The 25,499-nt window shown below is 71.9% G+C and carries 25 protein-coding genes; 16 read left to right on the top strand and 9 right to left on the bottom strand.

Annotation, left to right across the window (positions count from 1 at the left end; all coding sequences use genetic code 11):
• Window positions 1–10: 10 nt before the first annotated feature.
• Window positions 11–769, bottom strand: a complete 759-nt coding sequence (locus tag AC57BS_RS16055; RefSeq protein ID WP_496412437.1) for an HpcH/HpaI aldolase family protein — start codon at window positions 767–769, stop codon at window positions 11–13.
• Window positions 770–1,034: 265 nt separating this feature from the next.
• Here AC57BS_RS16055 and AC57BS_RS16050 point away from each other — a divergent pair, with 265 nt between their 5' ends.
• On the top strand, window positions 1,035–1,430 hold the full coding sequence (locus AC57BS_RS16050) for a DUF6841 family protein (RefSeq protein ID WP_496412436.1): 396 nt from the start codon (window positions 1,035–1,037) through the stop codon (window positions 1,428–1,430).
• Window positions 1,431–1,562: 132 nt separating this feature from the next.
• Here the strand turns inward: AC57BS_RS16050 and AC57BS_RS16045 are convergent, their stop codons facing one another.
• Window positions 1,563–2,273, bottom strand: coding sequence for a TetR/AcrR family transcriptional regulator (locus AC57BS_RS16045; protein ID WP_496412435.1), 711 nt, complete (start codon window positions 2,271–2,273; stop codon window positions 1,563–1,565).
• Between the two features lie 125 nt (window positions 2,274–2,398).
• Here AC57BS_RS16045 and AC57BS_RS16040 point away from each other — a divergent pair, with 125 nt between their 5' ends.
• Together AC57BS_RS16040 and AC57BS_RS16035 are read left to right on the top strand one after the other, a co-directional pair.
• Window positions 2,399–3,340, top strand: a complete 942-nt coding sequence (locus AC57BS_RS16040) for an NAD-dependent epimerase/dehydratase family protein (RefSeq protein WP_496412434.1) — start codon at window positions 2,399–2,401, stop codon at window positions 3,338–3,340.
• Window positions 3,341–3,394: 54 nt separating this feature from the next.
• Window positions 3,395–6,799 carry a pyruvate carboxylase gene (locus tag AC57BS_RS16035; RefSeq protein ID WP_496412433.1) on the top strand — a complete coding sequence of 1,135 codons (3,405 nt, stop codon included), beginning with the start codon at window positions 3,395–3,397 and terminating at the stop codon, window positions 6,797–6,799.
• A 25-nt stretch (window positions 6,800–6,824) separates the two neighbouring features.
• Here AC57BS_RS16035 and AC57BS_RS16030 read toward each other — a convergent pair whose 3' ends face one another.
• The gene (locus AC57BS_RS16030; protein WP_496412432.1) at window positions 6,825–7,766 is read right to left on the bottom strand and encodes an SGNH/GDSL hydrolase family protein; all 942 of its coding nucleotides are present in this window, start codon (window positions 7,764–7,766) and stop codon (window positions 6,825–6,827) included.
• Entirely contained in the window at window positions 7,763–8,995 is a 1,233-nt protein-coding gene (locus AC57BS_RS16025) for a SpoIID/LytB domain-containing protein (RefSeq protein ID WP_496412431.1), read from the bottom strand. The genes AC57BS_RS16030 and AC57BS_RS16025 overlap by 4 nt, the downstream gene beginning before the upstream one ends.
• Before the next feature lie 123 nt (window positions 8,996–9,118).
• Here AC57BS_RS16025 and AC57BS_RS16020 point away from each other — a divergent pair, with 123 nt between their 5' ends.
• Genes AC57BS_RS16020 through AC57BS_RS16010 form a run of 3 tightly spaced genes read left to right on the top strand, consistent with a single transcriptional unit; the run spans window position 9,119 to window position 11,549 of the window.
• A complete protein-coding gene (locus AC57BS_RS16020; RefSeq protein WP_496412430.1) occupies window positions 9,119–9,913 on the top strand; it encodes a hypothetical protein in 795 nt (264 codons plus the stop codon).
• Window positions 9,914–9,950: 37 nt separating this feature from the next.
• Window positions 9,951–10,607, top strand: coding sequence for a hypothetical protein (locus AC57BS_RS16015; protein WP_496412429.1), 657 nt, complete (start codon window positions 9,951–9,953; stop codon window positions 10,605–10,607).
• 33 nt (window positions 10,608–10,640) lie between these two features.
• Window positions 10,641–11,549 (top strand): DNA-formamidopyrimidine glycosylase family protein, encoded by a 909-nt coding sequence (locus AC57BS_RS16010; RefSeq protein ID WP_496412428.1) that lies wholly within the window; start codon window positions 10,641–10,643, stop codon window positions 11,547–11,549.
• On the opposite strand, the gene AC57BS_RS16005 is transcribed toward AC57BS_RS16010, so the two are convergent.
• Together AC57BS_RS16005 and lpdA are read right to left on the bottom strand one after the other, a co-directional pair.
• Window positions 11,485–12,876 carry an NAD(P)H-quinone dehydrogenase gene (locus AC57BS_RS16005; protein ID WP_496412427.1) on the bottom strand — a complete coding sequence of 464 codons (1,392 nt, stop codon included), beginning with the start codon at window positions 12,874–12,876 and terminating at the stop codon, window positions 11,485–11,487. The genes AC57BS_RS16010 and AC57BS_RS16005 overlap by 65 nt on opposite strands.
• On the bottom strand, window positions 12,876–14,276 hold the full coding sequence (gene lpdA, locus AC57BS_RS16000; RefSeq protein WP_496412426.1) for a dihydrolipoyl dehydrogenase: 1,401 nt from the start codon (window positions 14,274–14,276) through the stop codon (window positions 12,876–12,878). The genes AC57BS_RS16005 and lpdA overlap by 1 nt, the downstream gene beginning before the upstream one ends.
• Window positions 14,277–14,343: 67 nt before the next feature.
• On the opposite strand from lpdA, the gene AC57BS_RS15995 reads away from it, so the two are divergent.
• From AC57BS_RS15995 to AC57BS_RS15970, 6 genes are all read left to right on the top strand, one after another.
• Window positions 14,344–14,796: a gamma-glutamylcyclotransferase family protein gene (locus AC57BS_RS15995; protein ID WP_496412425.1), complete on the top strand. Its 453-nt coding sequence runs from the start codon at window positions 14,344–14,346 to the stop codon at window positions 14,794–14,796.
• 88 nt (window positions 14,797–14,884) lie between these two features.
• Window positions 14,885–16,258, top strand: a complete 1,374-nt coding sequence (locus AC57BS_RS15990; RefSeq protein WP_496412424.1) for a YncE family protein — start codon at window positions 14,885–14,887, stop codon at window positions 16,256–16,258.
• Between the two features lie 19 nt (window positions 16,259–16,277).
• Window positions 16,278–17,090, top strand: a complete 813-nt coding sequence (locus tag AC57BS_RS15985; RefSeq protein ID WP_496412423.1) for a purine-nucleoside phosphorylase — start codon at window positions 16,278–16,280, stop codon at window positions 17,088–17,090.
• A gap of 10 nt (window positions 17,091–17,100) precedes the next feature.
• A complete protein-coding gene (locus tag AC57BS_RS15980) occupies window positions 17,101–17,898 on the top strand; it encodes an NAD-dependent epimerase/dehydratase family protein (protein WP_496412422.1) in 798 nt (265 codons plus the stop codon).
• A gap of 59 nt (window positions 17,899–17,957) precedes the next feature.
• Window positions 17,958–18,332: a MerR family transcriptional regulator gene (locus AC57BS_RS15975; protein WP_496412421.1), complete on the top strand. Its 375-nt coding sequence runs from the start codon at window positions 17,958–17,960 to the stop codon at window positions 18,330–18,332.
• Window positions 18,333–18,374: 42 nt separating this feature from the next.
• The gene (locus tag AC57BS_RS15970) at window positions 18,375–19,409 is read left to right on the top strand and encodes an aldo/keto reductase (protein WP_496412420.1); all 1,035 of its coding nucleotides are present in this window, start codon (window positions 18,375–18,377) and stop codon (window positions 19,407–19,409) included.
• Window positions 19,410–19,446: 37 nt separating this feature from the next.
• Here the strand turns inward: AC57BS_RS15970 and AC57BS_RS15965 are convergent, their stop codons facing one another.
• The gene (locus tag AC57BS_RS15965; protein ID WP_496412419.1) at window positions 19,447–20,766 is read right to left on the bottom strand and encodes a DUF2252 domain-containing protein; all 1,320 of its coding nucleotides are present in this window, start codon (window positions 20,764–20,766) and stop codon (window positions 19,447–19,449) included.
• Window positions 20,767–20,805: 39 nt separating this feature from the next.
• Between AC57BS_RS15965 and tpx the strand changes: the two genes are divergently transcribed.
• Entirely contained in the window at window positions 20,806–21,303 is a 498-nt protein-coding gene (gene tpx, locus AC57BS_RS15960; RefSeq protein WP_496412418.1) for a thiol peroxidase, read from the top strand.
• A 43-nt stretch (window positions 21,304–21,346) separates the two neighbouring features.
• Here tpx and AC57BS_RS15955 read toward each other — a convergent pair whose 3' ends face one another.
• Window positions 21,347–21,991 carry an MOSC domain-containing protein gene (locus AC57BS_RS15955; RefSeq protein WP_496412417.1) on the bottom strand — a complete coding sequence of 215 codons (645 nt, stop codon included), beginning with the start codon at window positions 21,989–21,991 and terminating at the stop codon, window positions 21,347–21,349.
• A 152-nt stretch (window positions 21,992–22,143) separates the two neighbouring features.
• Between AC57BS_RS15955 and AC57BS_RS15950 the strand changes: the two genes are divergently transcribed.
• Window positions 22,144–23,049, top strand: coding sequence for an NYN domain-containing protein (locus AC57BS_RS15950; RefSeq protein ID WP_496412416.1), 906 nt, complete (start codon window positions 22,144–22,146; stop codon window positions 23,047–23,049).
• 15 nt (window positions 23,050–23,064) lie between these two features.
• Here the strand turns inward: AC57BS_RS15950 and AC57BS_RS15945 are convergent, their stop codons facing one another.
• Window positions 23,065–23,436, bottom strand: coding sequence for a VOC family protein (locus AC57BS_RS15945; RefSeq protein ID WP_496412415.1), 372 nt, complete (start codon window positions 23,434–23,436; stop codon window positions 23,065–23,067).
• Window positions 23,437–23,487: 51 nt separating this feature from the next.
• Between AC57BS_RS15945 and AC57BS_RS15940 the strand changes: the two genes are divergently transcribed.
• Both AC57BS_RS15940 and AC57BS_RS15935 read left to right on the top strand, forming a co-directional pair.
• Window positions 23,488–25,152 (top strand): phospho-sugar mutase, encoded by a 1,665-nt coding sequence (locus AC57BS_RS15940; protein ID WP_496412414.1) that lies wholly within the window; start codon window positions 23,488–23,490, stop codon window positions 25,150–25,152.
• A gap of 9 nt (window positions 25,153–25,161) precedes the next feature.
• Entirely contained in the window at window positions 25,162–25,449 is a 288-nt protein-coding gene (locus tag AC57BS_RS15935) for a hypothetical protein (RefSeq protein WP_496412413.1), read from the top strand.
• Window positions 25,450–25,499 lie beyond the last annotated feature (50 nt).

Below are 25,499 nucleotides of genomic sequence, written 5' to 3'. Positions count from 1 at the left end.
TCGATGCAGGTCAGGAGGATCTCCACCCAGCCGCCTGCCGCACGAGCTGCTTCAGCATCAGCACGTCGAAGTTGTGCCACAGGAGCCGGTATCCCCTTGCCAGCAGCGCGTGCGTCTGGGTCTCGGTGAAAGCGGCTCCGCCGAGTGGGATGCCAGCCTCGAGGATCAGGTCCTCCGCGTGCTTGACCGCCTCGACCACCTCGGGCGCGTCCAGGCGGCCCGAGACACCGAGCTCGGTCGACAGGTCGAACGGGGCGATGGTCATGCAGTCGATCCCCTCGACCTGGCAGAGCTTCTCGATGTTCTCGATGGCGCTGCGGGTCTCGACCAGGATCGTGCAGGCCGTCGCATGCCCTCGCTGGTCCAGGTAGTCGAACAGCTCCACTCCCCAACGGGAGTGGGCGACGAAGGGACCCCATCCTCGCGTCCCTCGGGGTGGGTATCGGGTGAGCGCGACGCATGCGGCGGCGGACTCTGCCGTGCTCACCAGGGGAAAGACGATTCCTTCGGCTCCGGCGTCGAGCGCTATCTTCACCGAGGCTTCGTCGGAACGGGAGACCCGGACCCACGGTGAGCACGACGTCCCAGCTGTGCTGGCGATCATCGCGTGCATGCTCTCCGGCCCGATGGGGCCGTGTTCCTGGTCGATCATCACCACATCGGCCCCTGCCGCCGCCAGTGCCTGCGTGACAACGGGCGAGGGGATGAGATTGACGAAGGCCGCGAGAGGCGGCCCCTCCGTCCTCAAGCGCTCACCGATGCTCGTCATGGTCGCTCCTCGCACTCGGACCGCTGTTGGCGCACGCGACCCCGAGGCCGGTTGCTTCGACACGGTGCTCGCGCCGTGTGCCCTTCTTCAGGTTCCTCGGTCGACCGAGCGGTGTCCAGAGCGAGCTGGCGAACCACCAGGCCGATGCGCCCCGTCCGAGTCCTGGTCTTCCACGTCAACGTCCTCAACTCGGCTTGTGGGCGCATCATCAGCGGGCAGATTCGGGCGCTGGTTGTCAGTGACGTCGCGCACTAGGGTCCGGAGCGTGGAGGAGAGCGACGTTCGAGACTGGTTCGCGCAGTACCTGTCCGCGTTCGCTGCGCTGGGTCGCGGTGAGTCCCGGCCCGGCGATGTAGTTCCGTACTACGGCGTCCCGTTCCTCTTGACGACCGACGACTTCATCGTCTCGCTGGGGACCGTGGACGAGGTCACGGCCTGGCTGCAAAGCCAGGCGGACGCCATGTCTGCTGCGGGATACAGCCACACCGAGACACTGACCAGTGACATGGCGATCTTGAACCGCACCACAGCAGTGCATCGCGTCGCGTTCTCACGCCAGCGTGCGGACGGCACTGAGATCAACCAGATGTCGGTCACCTACGTCATCACTCGCGAGCCCGAGGGCATCCGCATCTCCACGCTGGTCCTGCACTCACCCTGATTCGCACCACAGCGTCATGGCGGTGGGCAACCAGGACGACCGACCGCCATGACGTACGTCGCCGACGTCATGGGCGGCGGCCGTCAGGGCGACCACCTGCCATGACGTCCGCCCCGGGACGCGGAAGGGGCGCTACTCCAGCCCGACAGCGTGGACCAGTGCGTCGAGGTGCTGCTCGAAGATGTCCTTTGACTCGCTGAACGTGTCGGCGCCGTACTGCCCGAACACCTCGAAGGACACACACCCGAAGAGCGCCGCCCACGCGAAGAGCCCGCGGGCGATCAGGGCGTCGGGGGCCGTGATCCCCAGCTGGCCGCGGATCCGCGCCAGGTCGCGGGACAGCCGGCGCGGTGCGAGCGGCGCGTCGCCCACCGTCGCAGCACCCGCACGCCAGGCGTCCTCCCAGACCTCCACGAGGCGTACGACGACGCGAGTGCCGGGACCGGTGGTCTGCTCGGCCGGCGCCTCGTAGCCCGGGACGGGGCTGCCGAAGAGCAGGGCGTACGTCGCGGGTTCGGCGAGTGCCCAGGCGCGCACCGCGCGGCCGATCACCCGCATCCGCTCCGCGTGGTCGGACGCGTCGACCTGCGCGAGCGCGGCGTCCACGGCGTCGCCGAGCTCGTCGTAGCCGTCGACCACGAGCAGCGTGAGCAGCTCGTCACGGCTCGCGACATAGCGGTAGACCGCCGACGAGACCAGCCCGAGGTCACGGGCGACCGCGCGCAGCGAGAGGGCCGCGGCCCCCTCCGTCGCCAGGTGCTCGCGGCCGATACGGACGATGTCGCGCATCGTCTGCTGGCGGGCGCGGGCGCGCGGGGTGAGGTGCGGGGTGGAGTCGGTCATCCCGCCATCCTTGCACGACAGCGAGCAGGGATGACGAAAGAGAGCGGCGCTCTTGCTTTATCCACCTCGGCACGCCATGCTGGACGAAACGAGAGCACCGCTCTCCCAGTCTTCCAGGAGATCGCATGACCACCGTCCACGTCGTCACCGGAGCCGGCCCCGTCGGCTCGACCGTCGCCCAGCAGCTCGCCGACTCCGGCCAGCAGGTGCGACTGCTGACCCGCTCCGGCAGCGGGCCCGACCACCCGCTGATCGACCGCCGCCGCGTCGACGTCTCCCACCCGGACGCGCTCACCGAGGCCTTCGCCGACGCGGTCGCGGTCCACCACTGCATCCACGGCTCGGCGTACGACGCCCGGATCTGGCGCGAGGAGCTGCCCCGCGCGGAGAAGGCCGTCCTCGACGCGGCCGGGCGGGTCGGCGCCGTCGTCGTCTTCCCCGAGAGCCTCTACTCCTACGGTCCGGTCGACGGCACCATCACCGAGGACCTGCCGCGCACTGCGACGACGGGCAAGCTCGGCGTACGCACCGAGCTCCTGGCCCAGCGCGACGCGTCGGCGACCCCGACGGTCAGCGTCGCGGCCTCCGACTTCTACGGCCCCGCGGTCCGCAACGCGCACGCCGGCGAGCGGATGGTCCCGACCGTGCTCGCCGGGAGGACCATGCGCGTCCTGGGCAGCCTCGCGCAGCCGCACTCCTTCACCTACGTCCCCGATCTCGCCGCCGCGATGATCACCGCCGCCGCCCGCGACGACCTGTGGAACTCGTTCCTGCACGCGCCCACGGCCGCTCCGGTCACCCAGCAGCGCCTCGTCGAGATGGTGGCGGCCGCAGGGGGCGTAGCGGTGCCGCGCACCTCCGCGATCCCGCCGTGGGTGCTGCGCGCGTCGGGCGTGGTGTCCCGGGAGATGCGCGAGCTCGCCGAGACGTCCTACATGTTCACCGCACCGTTCGTCATGGACTCGAGCGCCAGCGAGGAGCGCCTCGGGCTGTCGCCCACCCCGATGGCCGATGGGCTGGTCACGACTGTCGAGTGGTGGCGGGCGCAGGAGCGCGCCGCCGCCTGACCGGCGTACGGACGAGTAACCCACGTCACAGCCGCCACTCGATAGCGTTCCACCATGTTCTCCAAGGTGCTCGTCGCCAACCGTGGCGAGATCGCAGTCCGGGCCTTCCGTGCAGCACGCGAGATCGGCGCGCGCACGGTGGCCGTGTTCCCCCACGAGGACCGCGGGTCCGAGCACCGGATGAAGGCCGAGGAGGCCTACCAGATCGGCGAGGAGGGCCACCCCGTCCGGGCCTACCTCGACCCCGAGGCCATCGTCGCGGTCGCCGTGAAGTGCGGTGCCGACGCGATCTACCCCGGCTACGGCTTCCTCTCGGAGAACCCCGCGCTCGCCGAGGCGTGCGCCGCCAACGGCATCACCTTCATCGGCCCCAGCGCCGAGGTGCTGACGCTCACCGGCAACAAGGCACGCGCCATCGCCGCCGCCAAGGCCGCCGGCGTGCCGGTGCTGGAGTCCGTGCCCCCGTCGACGGACGTCGAGGAGCTGCTCGCGGCCGCGGAGCAGATCGAGGCCCCGCTCTTCGTGAAGGCCGTCGCCGGCGGCGGCGGTCGCGGCATGCGCAGGGTCGACGACCGTGCCGACCTGCGCGACGCGATCGAGACCTGCATGCGCGAGGCCGACGGCGCCTTCGGCGACCCGACCGTCTTCATCGAGCAGGCCGTCGTGGACCCGCGCCACATCGAGGTGCAGATCCTCGCCGATGGAACGAGCGGCACCGGCTCCGAGGGCTCGGATGACGGGGTGATCCACCTCTACGAGCGCGACTGCTCGGTGCAGCGACGCCACCAGAAGGTCGTCGAGATCGCCCCCGCGCCCAACCTGGACCCCGAGCTGCGCGACCGCATGTGCGCCGACGCGGTCCGGTTCGCCCGCGAGATCGGCTACAAGAACGCCGGCACCGTGGAGTTCCTGCTCGACCCCACCGGCAAGTACGTCTTCATCGAGATGAACCCGCGCATCCAGGTCGAGCACACGGTGACCGAGGAGGTCACCGCCGTCGACCTCGTGCAGTCGCAGATGCTCATCGCCGCCGGGGCCACCCTCGCCGACCTCGACCTCACCCAGGACTCCGTGCAGCCGCGCGGCTTCGCCCTCCAGTGCCGGATCACCACCGAGGACCCGGCCAACGGCTTCCGCCCCGACACCGGCAAGATCACGACCTACCGCTCCCCCGGCGGCCCGGGCGTACGCCTCGACGGCGGCACCACCTACAGCGGCGCCGAGATCAGCCCGCACTTCGACTCGATGCTCGCCAAGCTCACCTGTCGCGGCCGCACCTTCGAGGCCGCGGTGCAGAAGGCCCGCCGCGCGCTGCTGGAGTTCCGCATCCGCGGCGTCTCCACCAACGTCGGCTTCCTCCAGGCCGTGCTCGCCGACCCCGACTTCGCGGCCGGTGGCGTCACCACGTCCTTCATCGAGGACCACCCCTCCCTCCTCAAGGCCCAGCTCGGCCGCGACCGCGCCACCAAGCTGCTCGCCTACCTCGCCGACGTCACCGTCAACCAGCCGCACGGTGCCGCCCCGGTCTCCGTGTCCCCTGCGAGCAAGCTGCCCGAGCTCGACCGGTCGCAGCCGGCGCCCGCCGGCACCCGGCAGCTGCTCCGCGACATCGGGCCCGAGGAGTTCGCCCGACGGCTGCGCGCCCAGAAGGACGTCGCCGTCACCGACACCACCTTCCGCGACGCCCACCAGTCCCTGCTCGCCACACGCGTACGCACCCGCGACCTGCTCGCGGTCGCCGACCACGTCGCCCGCACCACCCCGCAGCTGTGGTCGGTCGAGTGCTGGGGCGGCGCGACGTACGACGTGGCGCTGCGCTTCCTGGCCGAGGACCCGTGGGAGCGGCTGGCGGCGCTGCGCGAGGCGATCCCCAACATCGGCCTGCAGATGCTGCTGCGCGGCCGCAACACCGTCGGCTACACGCCGTACCCGACGCAGGTCACCGAGGCCTTCGTGCAGGAGGCGGCCGAGACCGGCATCGACGTCTTCCGCATCTTCGACGCCCTCAACGACGTCTCCCAGATGCGTCCTGCCATCGACGCCGTGCGCGCCACCGGCACGTCGGTCGCCGAGGTCGCGCTCTGCTACACCGGCGACCTGTCCTCGCCCGGCGAGAAGCTCTACACGCTCGACTACTACCTCCGTCTCGCCGACCAGATCGTCGAGGCCGGCGCCCACGTGCTCGCGATCAAGGACATGGCCGGGCTGCTCCGCGCGCCCGCCGCGCGCACCCTGGTCACCGCGCTGCGCGAGCGCTTCGACCTCCCGGTCCACCTCCACACCCACGACACCCCCGGTGGCCAGCTCGCCACGCTGCTCGCGGCCATCGACGCCGGGGTCGACGCCGTCGACGCCGCGTGCGCCTCGATGGCCGGCACCACCTCGCAGCCCCCGCTGTCGGCGCTGGTGTCCGCGACGGACCACTCGGAGCGCGAGACCGGCCTGTCGCTGGCCGCGGTCAACGCGATGGAGCCCTACTGGGAGGCCGTCCGCCGCGTCTACAAGCCCTTCGAGTCGGGCCTGCCGTCGCCCACAGGGCGGGTCTACCGCCACGAGATCCCCGGCGGCCAGCTCTCCAACCTGCGCCAGCAGGCGATCGCGCTGGGTCTCGGGGAGAAGTTCGAGCAGGTCGAGGACATGTACGCCGCGGCCAACGACATCCTCGGCAACGTCGTCAAGGTGACGCCGTCGTCCAAGGTGGTCGGCGACCTCGCCCTCGCACTGGTCGCCGCCGGCGCCGACCCGGCCGAGTTCGAGGCCGACCCGGCGTCGTACGACGTGCCGGACTCGGTGATCGGCTTCCTCAACGGCGAGCTCGGCGACCCGCCCGGCGGCTGGCCCGAGCCGTTCCGCACCAAGGCGCTCGCCGGCCGGACCTGGAAGCAGCCGACCGAGAGCCTCACCGACGAGCAGCGGGCCAGCCTCGCCTCCGACCGGCGGGCGACGCTCAACGAACTGCTCTTCCCCGGACCCACCGCGGCCTTCCTCGAGTCGCGCGAGGCGTACGGCGACCTCTCCGCAGTCTCCACGATCGACTACCTCTACGGCTTGCGCCGCGGCGAGGAGCACCGCGTGCAGGTCCGTGAGGGCCGCGAGATGCTCTTCGCCCTCGAGGCGATCAGCGAGCCCGACGAGCGCGGCTTCCGCAACGTGATGGCGACCGTCGATGGCCAGATGCGGCCCGTCCAGGTCCGCGACCGCAGCATCTCGGCCGACGTCGCCTCGACCGAGAAGGCCGACCCGGCCAACAGCGGCCACGTCGCCGCGCCCTACGACGGCGCCGTGACCGTGACCGTCGCCGAGGGTGACGCGGTCGAGGCGGGCCAGACCGTGGCGACGATCGAGGCGATGAAGATGGAGGCCTCCATCACCGCGCCGGTCGCAGGCACCGTCACCCGGCTCGCCGTCCCCTCCACGCAGGCCGTCGAGGGCGGCGACCTGGTGCTGGTGATCGGCTGAGCGCCGACTGAGCTGGTCAGGCCCCTCAGCTCGCGTTGAGGACGACCGCGTCCGGGTCGGGCTCGGCGTACTCGGTGACCTCGTCGGGCTCCTCGCCCGTCACCTCGCGGAACACCTCGACGGCGACGGCGCGCATGCCGTTGACCTTGGGGTGGAACGGCGCCGCCACGCCCACGCGGAGCCGCGGGCCGTTGACCCACGCGCGTCCCTTGGCGCAGACGTCGTGGCCGTCGGACACCGCCGCCATGTCGACGTACGACGCTCCCGCCGCCTGCGCGCCACGGCGCAGCGACGCGTTGAGGAGGTCCGCGACCTCGGCGACCGGGCCGAGCACCTCGGCGGGGACGCCGACGGCCCCGCACGTGCCCTCGGTCGGCAGGATGTCGGGATAGCCGACCACGAGGACCTCGGCGTCGGGCGCGACCGCGAGGATGCGGCGCACCGCCTGCCGGATCCGGTCGGCCACCTTGCCGGCGTCGGCGCGCAGCTGGCTGACCGGGCACGCCGACGCGGTGCCCCGCTGGCACTGGATCAGCGAGTCGTAGATGCCGAAGTCGTTGCCGCCCATGCCGATCGTCACCAGGTCGGTCTCCGCGGTGACGGCGTCGAGCTGGGGGCGGGTGGTGTTGCCGTCGAACATCACCATCCGCTCGTAGAGGTCGGACGTCGTGGCGGCCGAGCAGGTCACGTCGGTGTAGGTGGCGACGTCGAGCCAGTCGGCGACGAAGGCCGGGTAGTTGTCCTTGGAGCGGGCGCACCCCTGCGGGTCGGCGCGCATCGTCCCGATGAACGGTCCCGCGGAGAACGAGTCACCCAGCGCGACGTAGTCGATCGAGGACGTCGCCCCGGTCTCCACGACCGGGTCGGGCAGGTCGACGGTGCCGTCGGCGGCCTGGCCGGACTCGCACGCGGAGGCGCCGAGCACGAGGGCGGCCACGGCCGCGGCGACGCGGAGCCTGTGGGTCACTGGCGAGCCGGTCCCTTCTGTCGCGGGGTCACGCCGAAGGTGAACCAGTCGGAGTAGAGGCCGAAGTAGGAGCGCACGGTGTCGCCGTCGACGGCGACCCGGCCACCGGTGAAGACGAACGCCATCTCGGTGACGCGGCCGCCCCACTCGCCGTTGCCGTCGCGGGCGACCACCTCGATGCCCGTCAGGTCGCCCATCCCGGGCCACTGCTTCTCGACCTGGGTGTCGTCGATCGTCGTGGTCCAGGTGGAGTACTTGGGGTTGGCGAGGCCGTCGTAGGGGTCGGCCTGCGCGACGAGGTAGGGCATCGACCCGGCCGAGGAGAAGCCGCCGTTGCTGGCGGAGAACTGGGTGAAGGCGGGGCGGCCGTCGTAGTAGAGGCCCTGCTTGGCGGTCGCCTTGATCGCCTCGGTCGCGGCCGGGTGCTCGACGTCGACGCCGCCGTAGACCTGGCACTGCGTGGTGTCGCAGAGGTCGTAGCGCTCGCCCTTGCGCTGCTGGCGCTCGAACGCGGCGTAGGTGCGGGCGGCCACCGACTGCGCGCTCACCGCGTCGGGCTCCCAGAGCGCGGGCACCTCCTGGGGCACGACCCCGCGGAGGTAGGCCTCCATGCTGAGCTTGTTGACCGTCTGGCGCTTGCCGGAGCGGGGCGCGACGGACTGGAGGGTGCCGCGGTAGTCGCGGCGGGCGCCGCGCAGGACGAGGGTCAGCACCCGGTCGGCCGAGGAGAACTCAGCCTCGCCCGGGACCTTCTTCCAGGTCTTCCAGCGGCCCCGCTTGGCGAGCTGCACCAAGGTGTCATCGCCCGCGGCGACCAGCCGCCACTTCTTCGCGGCGACGTCCGGGAGTCGCCAGGTGCGCTGGCGGGCCAGGCTGGTGACCTTCAGGCCACGCTCGGCAACGACCTGGACGTCGCGACCGGTGTCGGCGGTGATCAGCACGCGGATCTTGCCGCCGATCGTCCCCCACGTCGTGCCGGGGTAGTAGAACTCGTTGATCTGCTGCCACGTCGCGCCCTGCCCCGCTGCGCCCAGGGCGCCGTACTGGGAGAGACCGTGGCCGTGCCCGAACCCGTGCCCGGTGATCGTGATCGCGGTGCTGCCGGGGGTGCTCCAGGTCTCGACCGCGCGACGCGGCTCGGCGGCCGCCGCGGAGGTCGCGGGCAGGACGGGCAGCAGCAGCGCTCCCGCGGCGAGCGCGAGCAGCGAGCGGTAGCGGGCGTGGGTCACGGTGTGTCTTCCCCCCGAGGACGACAGAACAGGACGGTGGAACAGGCGGAGCAGAATCTCCGAGCGTACAGGTGGTCCGGATGCCCCGGGCCCGGACCGCTGGATCGGTGGCACCATGAGTGGATGCTGGGGAAGCGGCGCAGGCAGCGGCACGACGCGGAGCTCGCCGAGCGCGACGCCTTCCGCCACGTGCGCCGCGCGGCCGACGAGGACGTCACCCGGTTCGGCGAGGAGCTCACCTCCCTGCACCTCGACACCCTCACCACCGAGCTGGACGAGGGGATGCGGGGCGACTACCAGCGCGCGCTCGACGCCTACGAGGACGCCAAGGCGGCGTTGTCACGCGCCACCACCGCCGCCGACGTCACGGGCGTCACCCGCACTCTGGCCGACGGCCGGTTCTCCCACGCCTGCGTGCTCGCTGCCCAGGCGGGCGACGACCGTCCCGTCCGACGACCGCCCTGCTTCTTCGACCCGGCGCACGGGCCGGCGAGCCGGGACGTCGAGTGGGCGCCGCCCGGTGGGGTGCCCCGGGAGGTGCCGGTGTGCTTCCGCGACGCGGAGCGCCTCGCCGCCGGCGACCAGCCGGAGACCCGGCTGGTCCGCCTGGGCGACCGGCGGGTGGCGTGGTACGCCTCCGGGCCGTTGTACGCCGCGTGGGCCGGCGGCTGGTACGCCGAGCTGGTCGAGGACGGCCGGATCGAGGCCGAGCGGCTCACCATGGCGTACGCCGGGGCGGTGCCGGGCACCACAGGTGCGCAGCTGCCGCTCGCCGCCGCGTGGAGCGACCCCGGTGCGTGGGACGGCGGCGGCGTGATCGGCGGCCACGACTACACGGGCTACGGCGGCGACGGCTGGGGCGGCGGGGGCGACGGCGGCGGTGCAGGCGACGGAGGCGGCGGGGGCGGCGGCGACTGACCCCCGCACGGCCCGCGGCCGTGGCAGACTCCGGCTCATGTTCGGGGGACGACGACGCAGGCGCGAGGCCGAGCTCGCCGAGAAGGACCGCTGGCGCGTGGCACGGCGGCTGATGGACGAGGACGTCACCGTCCTCGGCGAGCAGCTCGCGGACCTGCACGTCGACACTCTCGGCGACGAGCTCGACCACGTCGCACGCGACCACTACAAGCGGGCGCTCGAGCACTACGACCAGGCCACGCACCTGCTGGCGGCGAGCACGACCGCCGAGGACGTCGTCGCTGTCGAGCAGGTCGTCGCCGACGCCCGCTACCACCGCGCCGCGGTCATCGCCGTGCGTGACGGTGAGCCGTTGCCGGAGCGCCGCGAGCCGTGCTTCTTCGACCCGCGCCACGGTCCGTCGATGCAGGACGTCGAGTGGACCCCGCCGTCCGGAGCGCCGCGGACCGTTCCCGTCTGCGCGGCCGATGCCCGCCGGCTGGCGGCCGGGGAGGCCCCGATCGAGCGGCTCGTCCGCGTCGGGGACCGCTGGGTGCCGTGGCACCTCTCCAGCGGGATCGACGGCGCCATCGACGCCGGGGTGCAGCTCGCGAGGGGCTCGTCCCACGGGGTGCACGGCCAGCAGAACCTGGCCGCGGCCTACCTCAAGCAGACGACCGACGGCGCCAGCGGGATCAAGGGTCCCTTCGGCTGAGCCGGTGTCGCACCCGCCTGTGACACTGGCCGGGTGCCCGAGGGAGACAGCGTCTGGAAGCTCGCCCGCCGGCTGGACCGCCAGCTCGTGGGGCACACGCTCGTGCGCTCCGACTTCCGTACGCCTGCGCTCGCCACCCGCGACGTCTCGGGCCGCGAGGTGCTCGGCCACGACACCCACGGCAAGCACCTGCTGACGCGGCTCTCCGGCACGAGCGGCTCGCCCGCGGCCACGTTGCACAGCCACCTGCGCATGGACGGGTCGTGGTCGACCCTCGCGCCCGGCAAGCGGCTCCCCGGCAAGGTGGTCCCGCACGTGCGGCTGGTGCTCGGGCTCGACGACGGCCGCACGGTGCACGGCATCCGCCTGCACGACCTCGCCCTGGTGCCCACCGACCGCGAGCACGACCTCGTCGGCCACCTCGGGCCCGACCCGCTGCGCGAGGACTGGGACGCGGCCGAGGCGGTCCGCCGCCTGCTCGGGTCGCCGACGACCCCACTGGTCAGCGCCCTGCTCGACCAGCGCGCGATGGCCGGCCTTGGCAACCTCTGGGCCAACGAGCTCGCCTTCCTCACCGGGGTCAGCCCGTGGACCCCGATCGGAGAGGTCGACGTCGAGCGGCTGGTCGAGCGCGCGGCGACGATGCTGCGGCACTCGGCGACGGTGCCGGGTGCCTACCAGGTGACGACCGGTTCACCGGTCAAGGGCGACGACCACTGGGTGACCGGGCGCCAGCGGCAAGGCTGCCGGCGCTGCCGCGGACCGGTCAGCGTGCAGGCCGAGGTGCCGGGCGACGCCGCCAACCGGCGCACGTGGTGGTGCCCCGCGTGCCAGCCGGGGCCGGGTCCGGAGACCAGGGCCGGGTCCGGGCCGGGGCTCAGACGCGGTGCAGGCGCCGGGCGGCCTCGGCGACCGACCCGCTCATCGACGGATAGACGGTGAACGCCTGGGCGAGCTGGTCGGCGGTCAACGACTCCGCGACCGCGATCGACACCGGGTGGATCAGCTCGGAGGCCCGCGGTCCGACGACCACTCCCCCGACGACGATCCCGGTGCCCGGACGGCAGAAGAGCTTGACGAAGCCGTCGCGCACGCCCTGCATCTTGGCGCGCGCGTTGCCGGCCAGCGGGAGCGTGACGACCTCGGCGGTGATCTCCCCCGCATCGACCGCGTTCTGCGACCAGCCGACCGTCGCGATCTCGGGCGAGGTGAAGACGTTGGAGGAGACCTTGTTGAGGTCCAGGGGCGCGACCGCGTCGCCGAGGAAGTGCCACATCGCGATGCGGCCCTGCATCGCGGCCACCGACGCCAGCATCAGCACGCCCGTGCAGTCGCCCGCGGCATAGATCCCGCGCGCGGAGGTGCGCGAGACCCGGTCGACGGTGATGAAGCCGCCGTCGTCGACCGCGACCCCGGCCTCCTCGAGCCCGAGGTCGGCGGTGTTGGGGACGGAGCCGAGCGCGAGGATGCAGTGGCTGCCGGAGACCGTACGGTCGTCGGTGAGGGTCACCGTCACCTCGTCGCCCTCGCGGGTCACCGACTGCATGCGCGACTGGCCGAGCACGTTCATGCCTCGGCGGGTCAGCACGTCCTCGAGCACCGCGGAGGCGTCGGCGTCCTCGCCGGGCAGCACCCGGTCGCGGCTGCTGACGAGGGTGACGTCGATGCCGAGTGCGAGGTAGGCGCTGGCGAACTCGGCGCCGGTGACGCCCGAGCCGACCACGATGAGCTTCTCCGGCACCTCGGTCAGGTCGTAGACCTGCTCCCAGGTGAGGATCCGCTCGCCGTCGGGCTGGGCGCTGGGGAGCGTACGGGGTGCGGCGCCGGTCGCGACGATGATCGCGTCGGCCTGCAGCACCTCCTCCCCGTCGGCGGTGGTCGCCACGACGGTGAGGTCCGGCCCGAGGCGGCCGCGGCCGGTGACGACGCGTACGCCGTCGCGGTCGAGGCGCGCCGCGATGTCGGACGACTGGTCCGCAGCGAGCTGCTTGACGCGGGCGTTGACCCGGGCCAGGTCGACGCTGATCGCCGTCGCCGCGTCGCCCTGGAGGTCGTGGAAGTTGACCCCGAGCTCCTGCGCGGTCGACATCTCGGTCATCAGCTCCGAGGTGGCGATGAGCGTCTTGCTCGGCACGCAGTCGGTGAGGACCGCCGAGCCACCCACGCCGTCGGTGTCGACGACCGTGACCTCGGCGCCGAGCTGGGCGGCCACGTGGGCCGCCTCGTAGCCGCCCGGGCCGCCGCCGATGATGACGATGTGGTCTGCCATCAGAAGTTGATCATGTGGCCGGCGATGCCGTGGACGGCCTCCTTGACGGCCTCACCGAGGGTCGGGTGGGCGAAGACGTTGCGGGCCACCTCGTCGGCGGTGAGGTCCCACTTCTGGGCCAGGGTCAGCACTGGCAGCAGCTCGGTCACGTTGGGGCCGATCATGTGGGCGCCGATGATCTCGTTGTGCTCGGCGTCGGCGACGACCTTGACGAAGCCGACCGGCTCCCCGAGCCCCATGGCCTTGCCGTTGGCGGTGAAGGGGAAGGACGCCGTCTTGACGTCGTAGCCCTTCTCCTTGGCCTGGGCCTCGCTGTAGCCGAACGACGCGACCTGGGGGTTGCAGTAGGTCGCGCGCGGGACGAAGTCGAACTCGACCGGCATGGTCTCGGCGCCGTTGATGGTCTCGGCCGCGACGACGCCCATGGCCTCGGCGACGTGGGCGAGCATCATCTTGCCGGTGCAGTCGCCGATGGCGTACACGTTGTCGACGTTGGTGCGGCCGTAGTCGTCGATCTCGACGGCGCCGCGCTCCGAGACGTTGACCCCGATGTTCTCGAGGCCGTAGCCCTTCACCCGCGGGGCGAAGCCGAAGGCGGCGAGGAACTTGCCGGCCTCGAGCACCTGCTCGTCGCCCCCGGCGGCCGGGGCGACGGTGACCTTCACGCCCGAGCCGGTGTCCTCGACCTTCTTGACCGCGGTGGAGGTCAGCACCTTCACGCCCAGCTTCTTGTAGTGCTTGGCGAGCTCCTTGGAGATGTCGGCGTCCTCGGTCGGCACCATCCGGTCGAGGAACTCCACGATCGTGACGTCGACGCCGAAGTTGGCCATGACGTAGGCGAACTCGACGCCGATCGCGCCGGAGCCGCCGATGATGATCGACTCGGGGAGCTGGTCGGTGAGGATCTGCTCCTCGTAGGTGACGACGTTCTCGCTGAGCTCGACGCCGGGGACCAGCCGCACGGTCGCGCCGGTGGCGATGATGAGGTTGTCGAAGGTGTAGGACGACTTGTTCCCGTCCTTCTCCACGTCGATCCCGGTCGCGCTGGTGAGCGTGCCCCAGCCGTCGATCTCGGTGATCTTGTTCTTCTTCATCAGGAAGTGGACGCCCTTGACGATGCCGGCGCTCACGTCGCGGCTGCGCTTGTGGGTCGGACCGAACGCCATCGTGGCGTCGCCCTCGATGCCGAACTTGGCCTTCTCGTGCTGGAGCGTGTGCGCCAGCTCGGCGTTCTTGAGCAGCGCCTTGGAGGGGATGCACCCGACGTTGAGGCAGACACCTCCCCAGTACTTCTCCTCCACCACGGCCACCTTCTGGCCGAGCTGGGCTGCGCGGATCGCGGCGACGTAGCCACCGGGGCCGGCGCCGAGGACGAGGGTGTCGAAGTGCGTGTCGGTCACGCCCCCACCCTAGTTGTCGACGTCGCCGCGCGAACACCCGAGGTCGAGGCTCGATACCCTGTGGTCCGTGACCCTGTACGCCGCCTACGGGACGAACCTCGATCCCGCCCGCATGGGCGAGCGCTGCCCCCACTCGATCCTCCACTCCACCGGCTGGCTGACGGGGTGGCGGCTGACCTTCGGCGGCGAGGAGCACGGCTGGGACGGGGCGCTCTCGACGATCGTCCAGGACCCGTTCGAGCAGGTCTTCGTGGCCGTCTACGACGTCACGTCCGAGGACGAGCGCGCGCTCGACGGCTGGGAGGCCGCCGACACCGGCCTCTACCGCAAGACCAAGGTGCGGGTGCAGACGATGACCGGCGAGCTCGTCGTGTGGGCCTACGTGCTCGACGCGTACGAGGGCGGGCTGCCGTCGGCGTCCTACCTGGGCGTGCTGTCCGACTCCGCCGAGGCGGCCGGCGCGCCCGAGGACTACGTGGCGGCTCTGCGCCGCCGCGCGTGCCGGTCCACGGGCCTCTGAACCGCTCCCCGCGAGCGGGTCGCGAGTGACCTGGCGCCCGCTGGTGCGTTGAGCCTGCATGCGCCGCCGATCGCTCCTGCGTCCGTCCGTGCCCGCCGCCCTCCTGATCGTGGGTTCCCTCCTCGCGGGTTCGCAGGTCGGCGGGGCGTCCGAGGCGTCCGCCCTCGTGCACGGGTCGCCGGCGGACACGCGGGGCAAGAGGAGCGTGATGTTCGTCGGGAACAACTGGGCCGGCACCGCGACGGTCGTGGATGCCGAGACCCGGAAGGTGCTGCGACGCGGCATCGACCTGGTCCCCGACCTCGAGGAGGAGCTGGCCGCGATCCGCTCCGACCCGGAACGGCTGGCGTTCTACCTGGCCGTGCAGCAGGGACCGGGCGAGGGACACGACCAGCTCGTCGACGACATGTTCACCACGCGCAACGGCCGCTACCTGGCCGTGTCGCGCCCGAGCCTGGCCGACGTCGTCTGGGTCGACATCGCCAAGGCGGCCGCGGGCGACCCGACGGCGATCGTGCGCGAGCAGCAGATGGACGGGCACCGCACCGACCACATGGGCCTCTCCCCCGACGGTGCCCGTCTGCTGGTGAGCGACTCGACGGCGCGGCAGGTGGTCGAGTACGCCATGGCCCGCCAGACGCTCCCCGACGGGACCGTGGCGCGCATGGGTGACCGGCTGCGCACGTTCGAGTCCGGGGAGACGCCGCACGAGAACACCTACAGCGACGACGGCCGCCGGATCTTCCACGCCTCGATAGGCCGGGTCTACACCCCCGGCGACCGCGGCACGCCGCTCGAGGACCCGGTCAAGGGCGACCGGTGGTTCCAGGTGGTGCGAGACCGCGACTTCCGCGTCCTGCAGCGCTGGGACATGGGCAAGGAGCTGGCCGAGGCGGGCTACCCCGGCATGAGCTCGGCGGTGCGGCCGATGGCGCTCGGGCCCGACGAGCGGTTCCTCTGGTTCCAGGTGTCGTTCTTCCACGGCTACGTCGAGTTCGACACGCGCGCCAGCGACCTCGACGGCGCCGTCACGTACGCCTCCGGCGGGCGGCCCGAGCCGAGGCGGGGCGCGGTCACCCGCGTCGTACCTCTGCCGAACCGGGTCCCGACGATGCCGCTGGAGCAGTACGTCAACGACTCCGCACACCACGGGCTCTCCATCGGCGAGGACGACCGGACCCTGTGCGTCGCCGGGACCATGGACGACTACGCCGCCCTGGTGGACTCCCGCACGACGCGGCGGTGGATCTTCGACCGGGCCACGACGGGACACGACTACCTCAAGCCCTACTGGACCACCGAGGGCCCGAACGGCACCTGCTGGATCTCGCTCAGCGGGTCCGACGCGGTGGCGGTGCTGGACGTACGCCGTCGCAGGGAGATCGCCTACCTGGAGGTCGGCGACCACCCCCAGCGGGTCCGCCACGGGGTGGTCCGCGACGTTGTCGTCGCCGGCTGGTGAGCGGTCTAGAGTTCGCGGCGTGAACCACGCGACCGACGCCCCCAGCCCGTACGACGCCGCGACCTCCGCGGCCGAGAAGCTCGCCGAGCTGACCGGCGTCGAGCGCCACGACATCGCCCTGGTCCTGGGCTCGGGCTGGCTGCCGGCCGTCGACGCCCTGGGCGAGGCGACCGCGGAGATCGACACCACGGACCTGCCGGGCTTCAGCGCAGCTGCCGTCGCCGGCCACAGCGGCAAGATCCGCTCCATCAGGAACGGCGACCGCAACCTGCTCGTCTTCCTCTCGCGCACCCACTTCTACGAGGGCAAGGGCGTCGCCGCTGTCGTCCACCCGATCCGTACGGCGGCTGCCGCCGGCTGCTCGGCGATCGTGCTGACCAACGGCTGCGGCGGTCTCAAGGAGGGCTGGCAGCCCGGTCAGCCGGTGCTGATCTCCGACCACATCAACCTGACCGGGACCAGCCCGATCGTCGGGGCCAACTTCGTCGACCTCACCGACCTCTACAGCCCGCGCCTGCGCGCGATGTGCAAGGAGGTCGACGAGACCCTCGACGAGGGCGTCTACGTCCAGTTCCCCGGCCCCCACTACGAGACGCCCGCCGAGGTCCGGATGGCCGGCATCCTGGGCGGCCACCTGGTCGGCATGAGCACCACGCTCGAGGCCATCGCCGCCCGCGAGGCCGGCATGGAGATCCTCGGCATCAGCCTGGTCACCAACCTCGCCGCGGGCCTGAGCGGCGAGCCGCTCAACCACGAGGAGGTCCTCGAGGCCGGCAAGGCCGCGGCCAGCCGGATGGGCGGCCTGCTCAGCCAGGTCGTCGCGAAGATCTGAGGACGCGACGATGCGCGTCCTGGTCACGGGTGCCGCCGGCAGCCTCGGCCGGGTGGTCACCGTCGGCCTGGAGGGCCTGGGCCACGACGTGGTCGGGCTCGACCTGGTCCCGCCGCCCGACGGCACGACCTTCGCCTGGCACGAGGTCGACTGCGCAGACGCGGACGCCGTCGAGGCGGTCTTCGCCGCGGAGCGGCTCGACGCCGTCGTGCACCTCGCCGGCGTCCCCGAGGAGCGGTCGCTCCCCGAGGAGCTGACCTCCCACGTGGTCACCACGGCGGCGCTGCTCGACGCGATGGTGGCCCACGACGTGCCCCGCCTCGTCTACGCCTCCTCCAACCACGCGGTCGGCCGCACACCCCGCGCGGACGGCGAGCTCACCGAGGACGCGCTTCCCCGGCCCGACACCTACTACGGCGTCGCCAAGGTCGCGGCCGAGGCGCTGATGCGCCTGTTCGCCGACCGGCACGGCATCGACGCCGTGGCGTGCCGGATCGGCTCGTTCCTGGAGGAGCCGACCAGCCTCCGTGGGCTCTCCACCTGGCTGTCCCACGGCGACGGCGTCCGGATGGTCGAGGCGGCCCTCACGGCGCCTGCGCCGGGCTTCGCCGTCCTCCACGGCATCAGCGCCAACACCCGTGCCTGGTGGGACCTCGGGCCCGGGCGCCGCCTGGGCTACGAGCCGCAGGACGACGCGGAGGCGTACGCCGGGCGCATCGAGCCCCGCCCCGACGACGCGGCGGAGGCCGAGTTCGTCGGCGGTCCCTACGCGACGGCGCAGTTCCACCGGCCCGCGCTCGGCGACTGATCCACACCCCCCTCGACGTCCCTTGACTTGGAGTGCACTCCAAGTCAGACACTGGACGGATGACCAGCCTGAGCATCGCCGAGGCCGCCGCGCGGACCGGGCTCACCGCCCACACGCTGCGCTACTACGAGCGTGACGGGCTGCTCCTCCACGCGGTCGACCGCGCGCCGTCGGGGCACCGTCGCTACACCGCCGACGACCTGCGCTGGATCGAGATGGTGACCCGGCTCCGGTCCACGGGCATGCCCATCCGCGACGTACGCCGCTACGCCGCGCTGGTCCGCGACGGCGACGGCAACGAGTCCGCGCGCCTGGCCCTGCTCCTCGCCCACCGCGAGGTCGTCGAGCGCCAGCTGGCCGAGGTGACCTCCCACCTGCGCGCGATCGACTACAAGATCGCGCTCTACGAGAACAAGCTCGACGAGTCGGCGTGAGGCCTTGACTTCGAGCGCGCTCCAAGGAGTGTGGTGGTGGGCATGACCAACGAGAGCACCCAGATCAGCCAGATCAGCCCGATCAGCCAGCAGCGCACGCTCGGCACCACCTCCCCGCTCACCGTCTCGGCCCTCGGCCTCGGCTGCATGGGGATGTCGGAGTTCTACGGCACCCCCGACGAGCAGGGCGGCACCGACACCATCCACCGCGCGCTCGACCTCGGCGTGACCTTCCTCGACACCGCCGACATGTACGGCCCCTTCACCAACGAGCAGCTCGTCGGCAAGGCCGTCGCCGGGCGTCGTGACGAGGTCCAGCTCGCCACCAAGTTCGGCAACGAGCGGCTCCCCGACGGGACGATGGTCGGCATCAACGGCCGCCCCGACTACGTCCGCTCCGCGTGCGACGCCTCCCTCCAGCGGCTCGGCGTCGACCACATCGACCTCTACTACCAGCACCGCGTCGACAAGGCGGTGCCGATCGAGGAGACGGTGGGCGCGATGGCCGAGCTCGTCGAGGCCGGCAAGGTGCGCCACCTCGGGCTCTCCGAGGCCTCGGCCGCCACGATCCGCAGGGCCCACGGCGTGCACCCGATCACCGCGCTCCAGACGGAGTACTCGCTCTTCACCCGCGACCTCGAGGACGAGATCCTGCCGACCATCCGCGAGCTCGGCATCGGCCTGGTGCCTTACTCCCCGCTCGGCCGTGGGCTGCTCACCGGCGCGATCAGCGCCGACGGCGGCGCGGACGGGACGGCCGACCGCCGTCGCTCGGCGTACTTCCCGCGCTTCCAGGGCGAGGCGCTCGACGCCAACCTCGCGCTGGTCGACCAGGTACGGGAGGTCGCGGCCGCGAAGGGCTGCACCCCCGGCCAGCTCGCGCTGGCCTGGGTGCTCGCCCAGGGCGAGGACGTCGTCCCCATCCCCGGGACCAAGCGCGTGCGCTACCTCGAGGAGAACGTCGGCGCCCTCGCCGTGGAGCTCACGGCCGAGGACCTGCGGGCCCTCGAGCAGGCGGTGCCGCGCGACGCCGTGGCCGGCGACCGGTACGGCGACATGTCGCACATCGACGCCTGAGGCGACTCGCCTGACCGCCGCGGGGTCAGGACGGTGTCTACGTGGCTGCGATCCCGACCCGGCCCTCGCGGAAGGCGTCGACGAACAGCGCGTGGTCGTCGCGGACCCGTACGGCGTAGTCGATGCCCCAGTCGCACAGCCACGTCACGAAGTCGTTGCGCCGGCCCTCCAGCGAGGCGGCGATGGCCTCCTCGACCTGGAAGTCGACGAGGTCCTGGTGGCTGTCCTCGTCGGACGCGCAGTGGATCTTGGCGGTGGCGCGACCGAGGAGGTCGACCACCTTGCGCATGTCGTCCGGCTCGTTGATCTCGCTCCAGTCGAGGTCGACCTCGTAGGGCGAGACCTCCGAGACGACGTAGCCGACGCCGTCGATGCTCGTGTGGCCGAGCAGCGGGTCGGTGTGCACCTGGAGGGCGCGCTGGCTGACCGCGGTGCGGTGGCCCTCGTGCTCGAAGTAGGCGTCGACGTCGGTGGTGTCGACGAACCGGCTGACCGCCGGGATGTTGGCCTGCTTCATGCTCAGCACCACGTCGTTGTCCAGCGCCTGGCTGTAGCCCTCGACCAGCACGTTGTACGCCGGGAGGCCCGCGCTGCCGATGCCGAAGCCGGACTTGCCCACGACGTCGCGCAGCTCGTAGAAGAGTGCGCGGTCGAACCTCTTCGACTCGGGGATGGTCTCGAGGTAGGCCCGGAAGGCGGCCACCACCTTCGAGCGCTCGGTGCGCGAGAGCCGCCGGGTCGTCCCGTCCTCGGTGAACTTCCTGGTGCCGCGCTGGATCGACGTGACGTCGTCGAGCAGGTCGGCGCGCCGCATGCTGCGGGCCGACTCCAGGGCACTGAGGACCGGACCGTGCGCGGTGTCGAGCCGGATCTCGAACTCCTCGTCGTCGTCCGTGCCCGTGTAGTGGTTGACCTGGGCGAGGTAGGAGCGGCCGTAGCGGGCGATGAGCTTGCGGATCGCGTCCTCGGGGAGCGCCTTCTGCCAGCCGAGCAGCGCCAGGCTCGCGGCGAACCGCTGGAGGTCCCAGGTGAAGCGGCCGACGTAGGCCTCGTCGAAGTCGTTGACGTCGAAGATCAGCCGGCCGTCGGAGTTGAGGTAGGTGCCGAAGTTCTCCACGTGCAGGTCGCCCTGGATCCAGATGCGATCGGCCCCGTGGTCCGCCCACTCGTCGGCCTCGCCGGTGACGTCGCAGTAGAACAGGCAGGCCGACCCCCGGTAGAACGCGAGCGGGTCGCGAGCCATCTTGCGGTACTTCGCCCGGAACGCCGCGGGGTCGGCCCGCATCAGTGGCGCGAACGCGTCCTGCAGCACGTCGATGATCACATCGGTCCGGGCGGCGGTTCGCGCAGTGGCCATGCGGGCACTCTAGGACTCCCCGCCCAGTAGGTTGTGGCCATGGCAACCACACAACTCGGCCCCAACACCGTCAGCACCGTGGGCGAGCTCCCCGCGGTCGGATCCCAGGCACCCGGCTTCGAGCTGGTCGACCAGAAGTTCGGCGCGCTCACCGACGCCGACGTCTCCGGCAAGCGGGTGGTGCTCAACATCTTCCCGAGCATCGACACCGGCGTCTGCCAGGCGAGCGTGCGGAAGTTCAACGAGCTCGCGGGAAGCCTCGACAACACCGCGGTCGTCAACGTCTCGGTCGACCTGCCCCTCGCCCAGGCCCGCTTCTGCGGCGCCGAGGGCATCGACGACGTGCTCGTCGGCTCCGCGTTCCGCTCCTCCTTCGGCGAGGACTACGGCGTCGCGATGGCCGACGGCGGCTGGCAGGGCATGCTGGCGCGCGCCGTCGTCGTCCTCGACGCCGACCACAAGGTCCTCTACACGCAGCTGACCGACGCCATCGGCACCGAGCCCGACTACGACGCCGCGGTGGCCGCCCTCTCCTGACCTCTACGCCCGGGGCTCCGGGCGCGAGTGAGCCGCCGCGCGGTCAGCGCCGCGACGCGAGCCACTCGTGCTCGGCCTCGGGCAGCACGCCTGCGTCGAGGAAGACGTTCGCGAGGTCCCGGTCGCCCATGCAGGCGCGGAAGAACATCGGCACCGTCAACCCGTGCCGCGGGCGGTGCACCACCTCGATCGGGTCGTCGGTCTCGATCACGCCGGCCTCGCGGACCGCGAGGTAGGCACCGGTGCGCCCGTGGTCGGCGAAGCGCCGCACCCAGCGCGGCTCCCGCATGTGGGCGGCGAAGGTCGCGCACGGCACCCGGGGCCCGCACACCTCCAGCAGGGCAGTCCCGACCCGCCACTGCTCGCCCACCTCGGCGCCGTCGACGTCGAGCCCCGAGGTGGTGAGGTTCTCGCCGAACATGCCGTTGCCGAGCTCGCGCCCGAGCTCACGCCCCCACCGGTCGAGCTCCTCGCGCGCCACGGCGTACACCGCCTGGGTGTCGCCGCCGTGGTGCTTGCGGCTGTAGATCTCGTCGCCCACCACGCCGCTGCCGAGCCCCCCGCGCTTGGGTCCGGGGTCGCGCACCTCGATGCGGTCGACCGGGTGCTTGCGGATGCCGCTCGGGCGCTTGAGTCCCTCGACCCGGGCCAGGGAGCCCGCGTTGACGGACAGGACGGTCGCGATCACGCGGCAACGCTAGCCGCGCGAGTGGGGCGTGCGCGCGGGGATATCTGCCTGCCGCGCCGCAGTCGAAGATCGTGGAAGAACGGAGTCACCTGGTGACTCGGATCTTCCGCGATCTTCTGAGGCGTGAGTCGTATGGGCCCTACTGTCGACCCATGACGGAACGGGTGGCTGTCTACATCGACTTCGACAACGTGGTGATCTCGCGATACGACCACGTCCACGGCAAGGGCGCTTGGCGCAAGGACGATGCCCGCGCGCACGACATGACGACCGGTGGCGATGATCCCGTCAGCGCCAGGCTCGCGGCCGCCAAGGTGGACCTCGGCGCGATCATCGACTACGCCACCTCTTTCGGCATCGTCGCGATGACGCGGGCGTACGCCGACTGGTCCGTACCCGCGAATGCCGCCTATCGCCACGACCTGGTCGATCGCGCGGTCGACCTCGTCCAGCTCTTCCCGGCCTCGGGCACCAAGAACGGTGCCGACATCCGGCTGGCTGTGGACGCTGTCGAAGATCTGACGCGTCATCCCCAGATCACGCATGTCGCTCTGGTCGCCGGCGACTCCGACTACATTCCCTTGGCTCAACGGTCCAAGCGGCTCGGCCGGTACGTCGTCGGGATCGGCGTGGCCGGCTCCACCAGCCCAGCGCTGGTCAGTGCCTGCGACGAGTTCGCCGAGTACGAGAGGCTGCCCGGGCTGACGGCGCCGGGCTCTCCCGCGCCTGTGGAGCACACACCTAGCCCCGCCAAGAAAGCTGCGCCCGCGAAGACGGCTGCGGCCAAGAAGTCACCTGCCAAGAAAGCCTCGTCCCCCGAGTCCCGCGAGCTGAAGCAGGCCACTGAGCTGTTGGTACGCGCCATCAAGCTCGGACTACAGAAGAGCGAGGACGAATGGGTCTACGCCGCCGGCGTGAAGAGCCAGATGCAGCGGCTGAACCCTGCGTTCAAGGAAGAGACACTCGGCTTCTCCACCTTCCGCGAGTTCGTGACCTCACGAGCGAAGCACGTCGAGTCGAAGATGGTGCAGAACGGACAACTCCTGCGCCTGCGTTAGGCGAGGGGCCGATCCTCAGCTGTCGCCGGTGTGGCAGACCGCCTCGATGTTGTTGCCCTCGGTGTCGCGGACGAACGCGCCGTAGTAGGCGGGGTGGTACTCCGGCCACAGCCGCGGCTCGTGGAGCGACTCGGCCCCGGCGGCCACGGCTTCCGCGTGCCAGGCGCGGACCGTCACCGCGTCGGGCGCCGTGAAGGCCACGTGGACCTCGCGGTTGGGCCCGATGCCCTCGAAGGTGCTGATCCAGAAGTCGGGCCCGTCGGTGCCGTAGCCGATGGCGACGCCGACGTCCATGACCCGGCGGTGACCCAGCACCCCCAGCACGCGGTCGTAGAACGCCGCGGCCCGCGGCAGGTCGGTGCAGTTGATGCCCAGGTGATCGATCATGGGCAGATCCTGACAGCGCCCACCGACAGTGGAGCCCGATAGCGTGCGCCCATGACCGCCGACCACCAGCTGCTGGAGCGCGCCCGCGCGTGGGCAGCCGAGGACCCCGACGACCAGACCCGCGCCGAGCTGGAGGCGGTCGTCGCCGCCGCCGAGCGCGGCGAGGGCACCGACCTCGCCGACCGGTTCGCCGGGACGCTCGAGTTCGGCACGGCGGGCCTGCGCGGCGCCTTGGGCGCGGGCCCGAACCGGATGAACCGCGTCGTGGTCACCCGCGCGGCGGCCGGGCTCGCGGCGTACCTGAAGGACACCGGCCACAGCGGTGGATCGGTCGTGATCGGCTTCGACGCCCGCCACAACTCCGACGTGTTCGCCCGCGACACCGCCGAGATCATGACGGGCGCCGGCTTCAAGGCCCTCGTCATGCCGCGCACGCTCCCCACGCCGCTGCTCGCCTTCGCGATCCGCGAGCTCGGCTGCGCCGCCGGTGTCATGGTCACCGCGAGCCACAACCCGCCCCAGGACAACGGCTACAAGGTCTACCTCGGCGACGGCAGCCAGATCGTGCCGCCGGCCGACGTCGAGATCGCCGAGCGGATCGCCGCCGTGGGCGCGCTCGCGGACCTGCCCCGGGGCAACGCCGGCAAGGTCGTCGGCGAGGACATCGTCGACAACTACCTCGACACCGTCGCGGGTCTGGCCGAGGACGGGCCGCGCGACCTCCGGATCGTCTACACGCCGCTGCACGGCGTCGGCGGCACGACGGTCGCGCAGGTGCTGGAGACCGCCGGCTTCGACGCGCCCGACATCGTCGAGGAGCAGGAGCACCCCGACCCCGACTTCCCCACCGTCTCCTTCCCCAACCCCGAGGAGCCGGGCGCGATGGACCTCGCGATGGCCCTCGCCGAGAAGACGGGCGCCGACCTGGTCGTGGCCAACGACCCCGACGCCGACCGGTGCGCGGTCGCGGTGCCCGACGCCCACGGCTGGCGAATGCTCCGCGGTGACGAGGTCGGCGCGCTGCTGGCCCACCACCTCCTCGCCCGGGGTCGGCAGGGGACGTACGCCAACTCGATCGTGTCCTCCAGCCTGCTCGGCAAGATGGCGGCCGCGGCCGGCCAGCCCCACGAGGAGACGCTGACCGGCTTCAAGTGGATCGGTCGCGTGGCGGACCTGGCCTTCGGCTACGAGGAGGCGCTGGGCTACTGCTGCGACCCCGAGCACGTGAAGGACAAGGACGGCGTCTCGGCGCTGCTGCTGGTCTGCGAGCTGGCCGCCCAGGCCAAGGCCGAGGGTCGCGGCCTGACCGACGTCCTCGACGACATCGCCCACCAGCACGGGCTGCACGCGACCGACCAGCTGTCGGTGCGCTTCGAGGACCTCTCCGAGATCTCGGCCACGATGGAGCGCCTGCGCACCACTCCCCCGACGTCCCTCGGCGGGCTCGCCGTCGAGAGGGCGGAGGACCTCGCCGAGGGGTCGGCCGCGCTGCCGCCGACCGACGGCCTGCGCTACTCCCTGGCCGAGGGCGCGCGGGTGATCGTGCGTCCGAGCGGCACCGAGCCCAAGGTGAAGTGCTACCTCGAGGTCGTCATCCCCGTCGAGGCCGGTTCCGGCGGGAGCGGCGTCGACGCGGCCCGCATCTCCGCCGCCGGCCGCCTCGACGCGATCAAGGCCGACCTCCGCGGGGCCGCGTTCGGGGACATCCGCGGATAGGCTGTGGCCGTGCTCCGGACCGTGGTCGTCGCGCTGGCGTCGGTCGTCGCGGCGATCTCGCTCGCGCCGACCGCCTCCGCCGTGTCGGCGATGTCGGCCGAGGCACTCGTGGTCGTGGCCAGCCTGGCCGCGGCGACCGCGCTCATCGGCGTCCACGGGCCCGCCGTGGTCCCCGACGCCACCCTGCGCGCGCTGCGACCGCGGCGCCGCGCCGCCTGCGTACCCCTGGTGCTGGCCGGGCGGACGACCGACGTGGGACACCACCCCGTCCGTCCGCGCGCTCCCGGACCGGTCTGACGTCGCCCCCGGGCGACACGCACCCAGACCCGTCCCACCTCCCTGAGGAG

This window comes from Nocardioides sp. BGA-UO-ETr-FS32 (genome assembly GCF_059567905.1).
This window is presented reverse-complemented; position numbering and strand designations above follow the sequence as displayed.